A 12,676-nucleotide genomic window follows, 5' to 3' on the forward strand; every position below is an offset into this window, starting at 1 on the left:
AAAAGAAAGTAGGTCGCTCCGGGGGAGCGAAAGCCTTTGACTTTGACTTTGACTTTGACTTTGACTTTGACTTTGACGTTGACGTTGACGTTGACGTTGACGTTAAGAAGTGGCCTTTTACGTTAAATCCGTTGAATTTAACTTTAAAGCCAAAAACAAAAAAAACCCTATCCCACAAACCTATACCCCACCCCCAACTCCGTCATCAAATGCACCGGCTGCGCCGAATCCCTCTCCAGCTTCTGCCGCAGGTGCCCCATATAGACACGCAGATAGTGACTGCTCTCCGAATGCGCCGGCCCCCACACCTCGCGCAGCAGCTCGCGGTGCGTCATGACCTTGCCGCGGTGCGCGATCAGCACCGCCAGCAGGCGGTATTCGATCGGTGTCAGGTGAACGTCCTCGCCAGCCCGCGTGACCACGCGGTTGGCTAGGTCGATCTGCACGTCGCCGAAGGCGACCAGCGCGCTGCCCTGGGGATTGAGGCGGGCGTGCCGGCGCAGCAGCACGCGCACGCGCGCGATCAGCTCGCCGACGCCGAACGGCTTGGTGAGGTAGTCGTCGGCGCCGGCGTCGAGCGCGGCGATCTTGTCGTCCTCGCCGCTTCGCGCGGACAGCACCAGCACCGGCACTTCGGTCCAGGTGCGCATCTCGCGGATCAGCGTCATGCCGTCGCCGTCGGGCAGGCCGAGGTCGAGGATCACGATGTCGGGCTGGCGCGTGCCGGCGTCGATCAGGCCGCGCTTGAGCGTCTCGGCCTCGTGCACGGCGCAGCCTTCGGCCTGCAGCGCCTCGCGCACGAAGCGGCGGATATGCGGCTCGTCCTCGACCAGCAGTACCGTGGGCGAAAAATCGAATGCCATCTCAGTGAGGTTCCTTGTGTGTTGCGCCCGCCGCCGCGGCTTCGGGCTCGACCGCGGGCGGCGTGCCGCGCGGCAGCGCCACCACGAAGCGCGCGCCGCGGCCTTCGCCATCGTCTCCGCCCGCGCTCTCCACCCAGATGCGCCCGCCGTGCGCCTGCACGATGGCTTCGCACACGGCCAGGCCCAGGCCCACGCCGGCGGTGGCCGACTCGCGCTCGCCGCGCGTGAATTTCTGGAAGATCGACTGTTCCTGCCCGCGCGGCACGCCCGGGCCCTGGTCGGCCACCACCAGCCGCACCTCGATGTCGGCCAGCTCGCCCGAGACGCGGATGGCGGTGCCCGCCGGCGTGTACTTGGCGGCGTTCTCCAGCAGGTTGCACAGCACGCGCTCCATCAGCACGGCGTCGCATTCCACCAGCGGCAGCGCGGCCAGCCCGGACACCGACACGCGGTGGCGCGCGAGCGCGTCGCGCATGGCGGCCAGCGCCGCGCCGACCATTTCCTCGCACGACTGCCACTCCTTGCGCATGTGCACGTCGCGGCTCTGCAGGCGCGCCATGTCGAGCAGGTTGATGACCATCGTGCGCATGCGCAGCGCCTGCTCGCGCATGGCGGCGACGGTCTCGGCCAGCGGCGGCGGCAGCGGCGGCTCGGCGCGCTGCATGGTCTCGGCCATGCCGACCAGGCTGGTCAGCGGCGTGCGCAGGTCGTGCGAGACCGCGGCCAGCAGCGAGCTGCGCAGCCGCTCGGACTCCATCGACACCAGCGCCTGCTGCGCCACCTCCACGTAGTGCAGCCGCTCGATGGCGATGGCGATCAGCGTGGCGAACACGTCGGCCTGGCGGCGCAGCTCGGGCTGCGCCAGCGCGCGCCACGCCTGCGGCTCCACCGCGAGCACGCCGCGCGTGCGCATCGGCGCCTTGAGCGGCAGGTAAAGCACGGTGCTGCCGGGCAGCGTGTGGGTGCCGGTGCCGGCGGGCTGGCCGTGGTCGAACACCCATTGCGCCAGCACCGGGTCGATGGCGCCGCTGGCGCGCTGGTCCGGGTCCACCGCGGGCGCCATCAGGCGGCCCTTGGGCGAGACCAGGAAAAAAGCCGAGCGCGCGCCGAGCGCGGCCTGCAGGAAGCGGCTGCCGATGGCGACGATCTGCTCGGGCACCAGCGCGGCCGACAGCTCGCGCGCCAGCTCGTAGAGCGTGCGCGCCTCGGTCTCGCGCTCGACCGACACGCGCGCCTGCTCGCGCAGCCCGGCGGTCAGCTGGCCGATCACCAGGCCCACGGTGAGCATCACCACGAAGGTCACGAGGTACTGCACGTCGCTGACCGAGAACGACAGCCGCGGCGGCACGAAGAAAAAGTCGAAGGCGGCCACCGACACCACCGAGGCCAGCGCGGCCGGCCCGCGCCCGTGGCGCAGCGCCACCGCCACCACCGCGGCCAGGAACAGCATGGCGATGTTGACCAGCTCGAACCACGGCCGCGCCAGCGCCGACAGCACGCTGGCGCCGGCGCACCACGCCACCGCCCACAGGTAGTCGAGACGGCGCGCCGCCACGCCGCGCTCGCCGTCGGCCACGCCGGCCGCGCCGGCATCGAGGTCGCCGCGCATGTCCGCGCGCGAACCCGGTCCCGCCGCCGGCTGCGCGCGGCCGCGCGCGTCGGCCGCCATCGCGTCGGCGGCCACGCGGATCACGTCGATCTCGGGGCAGCCCAGCGCCAGCGAATCGGCAAAGCTGTGGCGCCCGAACAGCCACGCGCGCGCGCCCAGGAACGGCGCCAGCGCGAGCGCCAGCAGCGCGCGCCCGCGCGCCAGCACGCCGCCGCCGGCGCGGTGCCACGCGCCGGGCGCGCGCCCCACCACCACCTTGGTCAGGTTGTGGCGGCGCACGTAGCCGGTCACGGCCTGCACGATGTCGCTGCCGGCCAGCGTCTCGGTGCGCGCGCCGAGCTCCTCGGCCAGCCGCATCGCCGCTTCCAGGCTGGCGCGCGCCGGCGCGGCCAGCGGCGCCAGGCGCGGCGTGGCCACCGTCACCACGTGCCAGTCACAATCGAGCTGGCCGGCCAGCCGCCGCGCGCTCTTGACCACCTGCGCGGCATCGTCGCCGGTGCCGATGCAGGCCAGCACCGCCTCGCGCGTGCGCCACACCGGGCGGATCGATTCGGCGTGGCGGTAGGCGCGCACGTCGTCGTCCACGCGGTCGGCGGTGCGGCGCAGCGCCAGCTCGCGCAGCGCGATCAGGTTGCCCTTGCGGAAGAAATTGCTGGCCGCGGTGCGCGCCTGCTCCGGCATGTAGACCTTGCCGTCGCGCAGGCGCCGCAGCAGCTCGTCGGCGGGCAGGTCCACCAGGATCACTTCGTCGGCATCGTCGAACACCGTGTCGGGCACGGTCTCCCACACGCGGATGCCGGTGATGCCACCGACCGCCTCGTTGAGGCTGTCGAGATGCTGGACGTTGACGGTGGTCCACACGTCGATGCCGGCCGAGAGCAGTTCCTCGATGTCCTGCCAGCGCTTCGGGTGGCGGCTGCCGGGCGCGTTGGAATGCGCGAGCTCGTCGACCAGGATCAGCGCCGGGTGCCGCGCCAGCGCGCCGTCGAGATCGAACTCGTGCAGCACGCGGCCGTCCAGCTTCTGGTGCGGCATGGCCTTCGGCGGCAGCCGCTCGAGGCCGTCGAGCAGCGCCTCGGTCTCGGCGCGGCCGTGGGTTTCCACCACGCCGACCAGCACGTCGCTGCCCTGCTCGCGCAGCGCGCGCGCCGCGGCCAGCATGGCGAAGGTCTTGCCCACGCCGGCCGAGGCGCCGAAATACACGCGCAGCCTGCCGCGCGCGGCGCGCTCGCCCTCGGCCTGCATGCGTTGCAGCAGGGCGTCGGGATCGGGCCGCGGCGGCGTGTCGCGCGTGGCGGTGTCAGGCATGGGAAGGCGCGCTGCGCGCAAGGCGGGAGGATGCGGACGATTGTGCCACGGCGGCGCGCGGCCGGGCGCGGCGGCGGTTGATGCGCCGGCGCTCTCCCCCGGCCCCTGTCCCGCGCGCGGGACAGGGGAGCAAAGCCCGCGCCGTCACGGCGTTTCCGCATCCAGCGCCAGGTTCAGCTTGAGCACGTTGACCACCGGATCGCCCAGCACCGCCAGCAGCGGCCCTTGCGTATTGGCCGCCACCAGCGCCTGCACCCGCTCGGCCGGCAGGCCGCGCGCGCGCGCCACGCGCGCGGCCTGGTACTGCGCGGCGGCCGGGCTAATGTGCGGGTCCAGGCCGCTGGCCGAGGCGGTGACGAGGTCGACCGGCACCGGCGCCTGGTTGGCCGGGTCGGCCGCGTGCAGCGCGTCGATGCGCGCGCGCGCGGCGTCGGTCAGCGCGGGGTTGCTCGGGCCGTAGTTGGAGCCGACCGAGGCGGCGCCGTTGTAGGGCATCGGCGCGGTGGCCGACAAGCGGCCCCAGAAGTACTTCGGGTCGGAGAAGGGCTGGCCGATCAGCTCGGAGCCGACCGCCTTGCCGTCCTTGACGATCAGCGAGCCGGCCGCCTGGTGCGGGAACACGGCGCGCGCGATGCCGGTGACGACGCCCGGGTAGAGCAGGCCGGTGACGGCGGACAGCGCGACGAACAGCGTCAGCAGCGGGCGCAGCAGGCCGCCCTGCACGGGCGTTTCGGGCTGGCCATTGGCGCCGCGGGGGGCTGTGGCTTGGGTATGCATGATGACTCCGTTCAATGTCTTTGCGGGTGCGGTGCGCGGGCTTGGGTATGGACCTGGACGCGGGCGTGGCTCACGCCCAGCCGAACAGCACCAGGATCATGTCGATGATCTTGATGCCGACGAACGGCACCAGGATGCCGCCCAGGCCGTAGACCAGCAGGTTGCGCCGCAGCAGCACGGCCGCGCCGAGCGGGCGATACACCACGCCGCGCAGCGCCAGCGGGATCAGCACCACGATGATGAGCGCGTTGAAGATCACCGCCGACAGGATGGCCGAGGCCGGCGTGGCCAGGCCCATCACGTTGAGCAGGTTGAGCTGCGGATAGGTGGTGGCGAACGCGGCCGGGATGATGGCGAAGTACTTGGCCACGTCGTTGGCCACGCTGAAGGTGGTCAGCGAGCCGCGCGTCATCAGCATCTGCTTGCCGATCTCCACGATCTCGATCAGCTTGGTCGGGTTGCTGTCGAGGTCGACCATGTTGCCGGCTTCCTTGGCCGCCTGCGTGCCGCTATTCATGGCCACGGCCACGTCGGCCTGCGCCAGCGCGGGCGCGTCGTTGGTGCCGTCGCCGGTCATCGCCACCAGGCGGCCTTCGGCCTGGTAGTCGCGGATCAGCTTGAGCTTGGCTTCGGGCGTGGCCTCGGCGAGGAAGTCGTCGACGCCCGCCTCGGCCGCGATCGAGGCCGCGGTGAGGCGGTTGTCGCCGGTGATCATCACGGTGCGGATGCCCATCTTGCGCAGCTCGCCGAAGCGCTCGCGGATGCCGGACTTGACGATGTCCTTGAGCTCGACCACGCCGAGCACGCGCACGGTCTCGCCGCGGCCGTCGTCGAACGACTCGGCCACCACCAGCGGCGTGCTGCCGGCGCGGGCCACGTCGTCCACGGCCTGCATCACCGCTTCGGGGAACTTGCCGGCGCGCTCGGTCACGTAGCGGCGCACGGCATCGGCGGCGCCCTTGCGCACGCTGCGCCCGCCCGCGTCCACGCCGCTCATGCGGGTCTGCGCGGTGAACGGCACGAAGATCGGGCGCAGCGCGCTGATGTCGGGCGCGGCGGCGCCGGACTGCTGGCGCGCCAGCGTGACGATGCTGCGGCCCTCGGGCGTCTCGTCGGCCAGCGACGACAGCCACGCGGCCTCGGCAAGCTGCTGCGCGCCGACGCCGGGCGCGGCGATGAAGCGCGCGGCCTGGCGGTTGCCGTGGGTGATGGTGCCGGTCTTGTCGAGCAGCAGCACGTCGACGTCGCCGGCGGCTTCCACCGCGCGGCCCGAGGTGGCGATCACGTTGGCTTCCATCATGCGGCTCATGCCCGCCACGCCGATGGCCGACAGCAGCCCGCCGATGGTGGTCGGGATCAGGCACACCAGCAGCGCGATCAGCACGGTGATGGTGACGGGCATGCCGGCCTTCGTCACCAGCACGCTGTACACCGAGAACGGCTGCAGCGTGGCGGTGGCCAGCAGCAGCACGATGGTCAGGCCCACCAGCAGGATGGTCAGCGCCAGCTCGTTGGGGGTCTTCTGGCGCTTGGCGCCCTCGACCATCGTGATCATGCGGTCGATGAAGCTCTCGCCCGGATTGGTGGTGATGCGCACCACGATCCAGTCCGACAGCACGCGCGTGCCGCCCGTCACCGAGGAAAAGTCGCCGCCCGACTCGCGGATCACCGGCGCGGACTCGCCGGTGATGGCGCTTTCGTCGACCGAGGCCACGCCTTCGATCACCTCGCCGTCGCCGGGCACCATGTCGCCGGCCTCGACCAGCACCACGTCGCCGCGGCGCAGCGCGGTGGCCGCGCGCGCCTCGGTGGCGCCGGCGGCGCGCCAGTCGCGCCGGCCTTCCTTGACCAGTTTCGCCGTGACGGTGGTCTTGAGCCCGCGCAGCGCCTCGGCCTGCTGCTTGCTGCGCCCTTCGGCCAGCGCCTCGGCGAAGTTGGCGAACAGCACGGTGAACCACAGCCACACCGACACCGCGAGGATGAAGCCCGCGCTCTCGCCGCCCGCGCTGGCGGGCGCGAACAGCGCGCGGAAGAACAGGATGGTGGTCAGGATGCTGCCCACGTAGACCACGAACATCACCGGGTTGCGCAGCTGGTCGCGCGGCGACAGCTTCTTCACCGCGTCGAGCAGGGCCGGCCTGACCAGCTCGGGCGCGAACATGCCGCCGCGCGGCGGGCGCTGGTGGCCGCCGCCCTGGTGGGCGCCTGCCTTGTGGGTGCCGCCCGGGGCCGGCGCGCCGCCAGTGGCCGCCGGGGTGGTGCTTGCCGGTGCCGCGCCGGCCTGCTTGCCGCGCGTCACCATCGATTCTTGTTGCATGCGTTTCTCCGCAATACGCTGATCTGCCTGGGGATGCCGCCCGCGCGGCGATGCGCGGCGGGCGGGCGGCCCCGGGCTACTTTCCTGCCGCCGTGACCACGGCGCCCTGCAATTGCTCCGCCACCGGCCCCAGCGCCAGCGCCGGGACGTAGGTCAGCGCGCCCACCATCAGCACCGAGCCGACCAGCAGCACCACGAACAGCGGGCCGTGCGTGGGCATGGTGCCGCCCGTCACCGGCACGCGCTTCTTGGCGGCCAGCGAGCCGGCCAGCGCCAGGATCGGCACGATGATCCAGAAGCGGCCGAGCCACATCGCCGCGGCCAGCAGCCCGTTGTAGAACGGCGTGTTGGCCGACAGCCCGGCGAAGGCGCTGCCGTTGTTGTTGGCCGCCGACGAGAGCGCGTAGAGGATCTCCGAGAAGCCGTGCGTGCCGGGGTTGAACACGCCCGCGCGCCCGGCCTCCACCATCACCGCCACGGCGGTGCCGAGCAGCACCAGCAGCGGCGTGACGAGGATCGCCACCGCGGTCATCTTCATCTCGTAGGCCTCGATCTTCTTGCCCAGGTATTCGGGCGTGCGGCCGATCATCAGGCCGGCGATGAAGACCGCCAGCACCGCGTACACCAGCATGCCGTACAGGCCCGAGCCGACCCCGCCGAACACCACCTCGCCGAGCTGCATCAGCAGCATCGGCACCAGCCCGCCGATGGCGGTGAAGGAGTCGTGCATGGCATTGACCGCGCCGCACGAGGCCGCCGTGGTGATGGTGGCGAACAGCGCGCTGGCGGCGATGCCGAAGCGGGTTTCCTTGCCTTCCATGTTGCCGCCGGCCTGCAGCGCGCTGGCCACGTGGTCGACCGGCAAACCCGCCAGCGCGGCATTGGCCTGCTGCTCGGACAGCGCCGCCACGCACGCCATCGCCACGAAGATCACCGTCATCGACGCCAGCACCGCCACGCCCTGGCGGCGGTCCTTGACCATCTCGCCGAAGGTGAAGCACAGCGCCGCCGGGATCAGGAAGATGGCCAGCATCTGCAGCAGGTTGGCCAGTTCGGTCGGATTCTCGAACGGATGAGCCGAGTTGGCGTTGAAGAAGCCGCCGCCGTTGGTGCCGAGCATCTTGATGGCTTCCTGCGAGGCCACCGGGCCCATCGCCAGCGTCTGCGTGCCGGTCTTCATGGCCTCGGTGACGGGCGCGCCCTTGGCGTCGAGCACCGGCTGGCCGGCGGCGTCCACCTTGGGCTGGCTGTACTCGATGGGCGTCACCAGCGCGACTTCCTTGTAGGCGTCGAAGTTCTGGATCACGCCCTGGCCGACCAGCGCCACGGCGAAGGCGACCGACAGCGGCAGCAGCACGTAGAGCGTGCAGCGCGTGACGTCCACCCAGAAGTTGCCGATGGTCGCCGCGCTCTGGCGCGCGAAGCCGCGGATCAGCGCGAACACCACGGCGATGCCGGTGGCCGCCGAGAAGAAGTTCTGCACCGTGAGCGCCAGCATCTGCGTGAGGTAGCTCATGGTGGATTCGCCGGCATAACCCTGCCAGTTCGTGTTGGAGACGAAGCTCACCGCGGTGTTGAAGGCCGAGTCCGGCGACACCGCGCCGAAGCCCTGCGGGTTGAACGGCAGCCACGCCTGCAGCCGCTGCAGCGCGTAGACCGCCACCACGCCCAGCATGTTGAAGGCGACCAGCGCCACCGTGTATTGCTTCCAGCCCATGCCGGCGTCGGCGCGCACGCCGCCCGCGCGGTACAGCAGGCGCTCCAGCGGCCGGCCCCAGGCGGTGGCGCGGTAGCCGCCATCCTCCATCGCGCGGCGGATGTAGCGCCCGAGGAACGGCGCGAGCGCCAGCAGGATGGCGAGGTAGAGGACGAGCAGTCCCAGGAATTCGGTTGACATCAGAATTTCTCCGGCCGGAACAGGGCAATCAGGAGGTAGATGAAGACAGCAGCGGCGAGCACGCCGCCCAGCAGATCGGCCCAGTCCATCACAGCCTCCTGTCCGCGGCGCTGTCCTTGCGGCGCGCGTCGGCGCCGTCCGCTCCCGGGCCGTCGGCCGCGCCCGGCGGCTTGCCACCCAGCGCGGCGCACAGCGCCAGCAGTGCGCCGGTCAGCGCACCGAACAGCAACAAACCAATGAAATAGATCCCGTCCATGACAAACACCGTGAGTGATTCACAGATGGCAGGTTAGGGATGGCGCGGTAAAAACGGGGTAGAGAGGGGGAAGGGGGGTGTAAAGAAAATATAAAGACGGGGGAGTGGTGGTGGCGTGCGGTGGCCGGCAAAGATCAGCCCGCCGCTTGCGGCAATTGAAACGCACCGGCGCAAGCCGCGCCGGGCACCCGTCCGGCTAGATCCAGCCCGACTTGTGCAATTTGCGCCAGAGCCCCGCGCAGGCCAGCGCGGTCACGCCGATCACGGTCGGGTAGGCGTAGTGGAACTTCAGCTCCGGCATGAAGTTGAAGTTCATCCCGTACAGGCTGAACACCACGGTGGGAATCGCCAGGATGGCGCCCCAGCCGGCCAGGCGCTTGACGATCTCGTTCTGGCCGACAGTGACCAGCGCCAGGTTGACCTGCACCGCGGTGGTCAGCATTTCGCGCACCACGTCGAGCGTGCGCACCAGGCGGCTGGCATGGTCCTCGATGTCGCGGAAGTAGGCGCGCAGCTCCTTGGGCACCAGCTCCTCGTGCAGCCGGATCAGTTGCCCGCAGATCTCCTCGATCGGGTAGACCGCGTTGCGCAGGCGCAGGACCTGGCGCTTGATGTGGTACAGGTGCTCGATGGCGGCACGGTCGAACTCGTCGCGGAAGATGCCCTGCTCGAGCTGCTCGAAGGCGTCCTCGAGCCGCGTGACGATGGGCATGTAGTGGTCCACCACGAAATCCATCAGCGCGTAGAGCACGTAGCCCGGCCCGTTGGCGAGCGCGCGCGGGTCGCTCTCGCAGCGCTCGCGCACCGGCGCGTAGCTGCTGCTGGCGCCGTGGCGCACCGACACCACGTAGCGCGGCCCGACGAACAGGTGGGTCTCGCCCACCACCACCTCCTCGTTCACCAGCTGGGCGGTGTTGAGCACGACGAAGATGGAGTCGCCGTAGGTCTCCAGCTTGGGGCGCTGGTGTGCGTCGAGGGCGTCTTCCACGGCGAGGTCGTGCAGGCCGAACTCCTGCTGCACCTTGCGCAGCAGCGGCAGGTCCGGCTCGTGCAGGCCGAGCCAGACGAAGGTGCCGGGCACCGCGATGGCGTCGCTGATCTCGTCCACCGCCACATCCCCGAGCCGCTTGCCGTCGCGGTAAGCCACGCTGTTGACGATCGCACCCATGCCTGCTCCCTTGTCCGAATGGCGCAATCGTAACAAGAGCGCGGCCCGCGCGGGGGCGGCGCGGCGGCGAACCGGCGGCGAACCGGCAGTGGACATGCGGCCGTCCTGCGGCGCAGGGCGACGAAGTGCGACGAAGTGCGGCCGCGTGCGCGGCGGGTGGCCGCGGCGGCCTGGCGCGCGCCCCATCCGGCACTGGAAAGCCCGGCAGGGGTATTTGTTACAGTTCTGCCTCCAGCTGACGTTAGAATGTCCCATTTCCACGGTCACCGACTATGTCCCAGAAGAAATCGCCACGCTTCGAACTGCGCAGTGGCAACGTCGACGCCCTCCTCCTCGCGCTCAAGTCCGCTGACATGGCAGCGCTGCGGGACGACCTCCTGTCCCGCTTCGAATCGACCCCCGATTTCTTCTCCAACGATGTCGTCGCCCTCGACCTGCGCCGCCTGGAAGGCGACGAGCGGATCGCGCTCGACACGGTGATCGAGACCCTGGCCCAGCTCAAGGCCCGCGCCATCGGCGTGGTGGCGCGCGAGGCCCAGCACGGCTGGGCGGCGTCCTTCGGCCTGCCGCTGCTGGACAGCCACAGCCGGCGCGGCGGCCGCGAAGAAGCCGCGCCGGCCACGCAGACTACGCAGGCCGGGCCGGCCGAGGGGCCCGCCGCGGTCCCGGCGGAAGCCCCGCCCGGGCCGGCGCAGGCCGCGGCCGAGGTGGTCGCGGCCACGGTGGCGGACGCCGCCGCGCGCAGCGTGCCGACCATGCTGATCGACAAGCCGCTGCGCTCGGGCCAGCAGGTCTACGCCGCCGGCGACGTGGTGATCCTGGACCTGGTCAGCTACGGCGCCGAGGTCATCGCCGAGGGCAACATCCACGTCTATGCCCCGCTGCGCGGCCGCGCGCTGGCGGGCGTCAAGGGCGACACGCAGGCACGCATCTTCTGCACCTGCCTGGAACCCGAACTGCTTTCCATCGCCGGCATCTACCGCACCGGCGAACTGTCGCTGCCCGCCGACGTGCTGGGCAAGCCCGCCCAGGTACGCCTGGACGGCGAAAAACTGATCCTCGAACCGCTCCGGATGAAGTAACACCGCCGCCGAGCACCAACCACAGCAGCGCAAGCTTCAACCATTACTGGATCCAAGAGCCATGGCAAAAATCATCGTTGTGACCTCCGGCAAGGGAGGCGTAGGCAAGACCACCACCAGCGCCAGCTTCTCCGCCGGGCTGGCCCTGCGTGGCCACAAGACTGCCGTGATCGACTTCGACGTCGGCCTGCGCAACCTCGACCTGATCATGGGCTGCGAGCGCCGCGTGGTGTACGACCTGGTCAACGTGGTGCAGGGCGAGGCCAACCTGAACCAGGCCCTGATCAAGGACAAGAAGTGCGAGAACCTGTTCATCCTGCCGGCCTCGCAGACGCGCGACAAGGACGCGCTGACCAAGGAAGGCGTGGAGAAGGTCATCAACGGCCTGGTCGAGATGGGCTTCGAGTACATCGTGTGCGACTCGCCCGCGGGCATCGAGTCGGGCGCGCTGCTGGCCATGTATTTCGCCGACGAGGCGCTGGTCGTGACCAACCCGGAAGTGTCCTCGGTGCGCGACTCGGACCGCATCCTGGGCATCCTGGCGTCCAAGACCAAGCGCGCCAGCGAAGGCGGCGAGCCGATCAAGGAACACCTGCTGATCACGCGCTACAACCCCAAGCGCGTGCACGGCGGCGAGATGCTGTCGCTGACCGACATCCAGGAAATCCTGCGCATCAAGCTCATCGGCGTGGTGCCGGAGTCGGAGGCGGTGCTGCACGCCTCCAACCAGGGCACGCCGGCCATCCACCTGGAAGGCAGCGACGTGGCCGACGCCTACGGCGACGTGGTCGACCGCTTCCTGGGCAAGGACAAGCCGATGCGCTTCACCGACTACCAGAAGCCGGGGCTGCTCTCCCGCATCTTCGGCAACAAGTAAGGAGGGCCTGCCACCATGTCGATCCTGTCCTTCCTGCTCGGCGAGAAAAAGAAATCCGCCTCCGTTGCCAAGGAGCGGCTCCAGATCATTCTCGCCCACGAACGCACCGGCCATTCGGCGCCGGCCGACTACCTGCCCGCCCTGCAGCGCGAACTGGTCGCGGTCATTTCGAAATACGTGAAAATCAGCGACCAGGACCTGCGCGTGAGCCTCGAGCGCCAGGACAACCTGGAGGTGCTCGAGGTCAAGATCGAGATCCCGCAGGGCTGATGCCCCGCATCCCGGCTTCGTTGAGCGGGTTCGTTGAGCGCGCCTGACTGGGCCTGACCGGGTGCGTTGACTGGGCGCGTGATCGGGCGCGTGTTAGGCGCGTCGACTTGGCGCGTTGGCCGGGTGCGTTGGCCGGGTGCGTTGGCCGGGCGCGCCGGCAAGCCGCCCGATGCGGCGTCACGGCGTCACGGCGGCTCGCCAGGCGCCGGCCTCGCCGCGCTTCGCTGCCGGCCCCGCTCGCCGTCTCGGCCG

At 70.4% G+C, this 12,676-nt stretch carries 11 protein-coding genes; 3 read left to right on the plus strand and 8 right to left on the minus strand.

The features are described 5' to 3' along the window. Positions 1-167 precede the first annotated feature (167 nt). From kdpE to AC3WXD_RS26785, 8 genes are all read right to left on the minus strand, one after another. On the minus strand, positions 168-863 hold the full coding sequence (kdpE, locus tag AC3WXD_RS26750; protein WP_020204626.1) for a two-component system response regulator KdpE: 696 nt from the start codon (positions 861-863) through the stop codon (positions 168-170). 1 nt (position 864) lies between these two features. Further along, a complete protein-coding gene (locus AC3WXD_RS26755) occupies positions 865-3,780 on the minus strand; it encodes a DUF4118 domain-containing protein (RefSeq protein WP_492324979.1) in 2,916 nt (971 codons plus the stop codon). A gap of 144 nt (positions 3,781-3,924) precedes the next feature. Continuing rightward, positions 3,925-4,557, minus strand: a complete 633-nt coding sequence (gene kdpC / locus AC3WXD_RS26760) for a potassium-transporting ATPase subunit KdpC (protein ID WP_020204628.1) — start codon at positions 4,555-4,557, stop codon at positions 3,925-3,927. A gap of 70 nt (positions 4,558-4,627) precedes the next feature. Next, entirely contained in the window at positions 4,628-6,874 is a 2,247-nt protein-coding gene (gene kdpB / locus AC3WXD_RS26765) for a potassium-transporting ATPase subunit KdpB (RefSeq protein ID WP_020423867.1), read from the minus strand. A gap of 76 nt (positions 6,875-6,950) precedes the next feature. Beyond that, positions 6,951-8,771: a potassium-transporting ATPase subunit KdpA gene (kdpA, locus tag AC3WXD_RS26770; protein WP_020204630.1), complete on the minus strand. Its 1,821-nt coding sequence runs from the start codon at positions 8,769-8,771 to the stop codon at positions 6,951-6,953. After that, positions 8,771-8,860 (minus strand): K(+)-transporting ATPase subunit F, encoded by a 90-nt coding sequence (kdpF, locus tag AC3WXD_RS26775; RefSeq protein ID WP_020204631.1) that lies wholly within the window; start codon positions 8,858-8,860, stop codon positions 8,771-8,773. Before kdpF ends, kdpA begins: the two co-directional genes overlap by 1 nt. Continuing rightward, positions 8,860-9,027: a hypothetical protein gene (locus AC3WXD_RS26780; protein ID WP_020204632.1), complete on the minus strand. Its 168-nt coding sequence runs from the start codon at positions 9,025-9,027 to the stop codon at positions 8,860-8,862. The genes kdpF and AC3WXD_RS26780 overlap by 1 nt, the downstream gene beginning before the upstream one ends. Positions 9,028-9,223: 196 nt before the next feature. Next, positions 9,224-10,195 carry a magnesium and cobalt transport protein CorA gene (locus AC3WXD_RS26785; protein WP_020204633.1) on the minus strand — a complete coding sequence of 324 codons (972 nt, stop codon included), beginning with the start codon at positions 10,193-10,195 and terminating at the stop codon, positions 9,224-9,226. Positions 10,196-10,467: 272 nt separating this feature from the next. Between AC3WXD_RS26785 and minC the strand changes: the two genes are divergently transcribed. The 3 genes from minC to minE all read left to right on the plus strand — a co-directional run bounded on the left by minC (position 10,468) and on the right by minE (position 12,424). After that, positions 10,468-11,277 (plus strand): septum site-determining protein MinC, encoded by an 810-nt coding sequence (minC, locus tag AC3WXD_RS26790; protein ID WP_492324980.1) that lies wholly within the window; start codon positions 10,468-10,470, stop codon positions 11,275-11,277. A 61-nt stretch (positions 11,278-11,338) separates the two neighbouring features. Further along, positions 11,339-12,154: a septum site-determining protein MinD gene (minD, locus tag AC3WXD_RS26795; protein WP_020204635.1), complete on the plus strand. Its 816-nt coding sequence runs from the start codon at positions 11,339-11,341 to the stop codon at positions 12,152-12,154. A gap of 15 nt (positions 12,155-12,169) precedes the next feature. Continuing rightward, a complete protein-coding gene (minE, locus tag AC3WXD_RS26800) occupies positions 12,170-12,424 on the plus strand; it encodes a cell division topological specificity factor MinE (RefSeq protein ID WP_006164360.1) in 255 nt (84 codons plus the stop codon). The last annotated feature ends 252 nt before the right edge of the window (positions 12,425-12,676 follow it).

The sequence above is a fragment of the Cupriavidus sp. FW216-B1 genome (assembly GCF_058789195.1).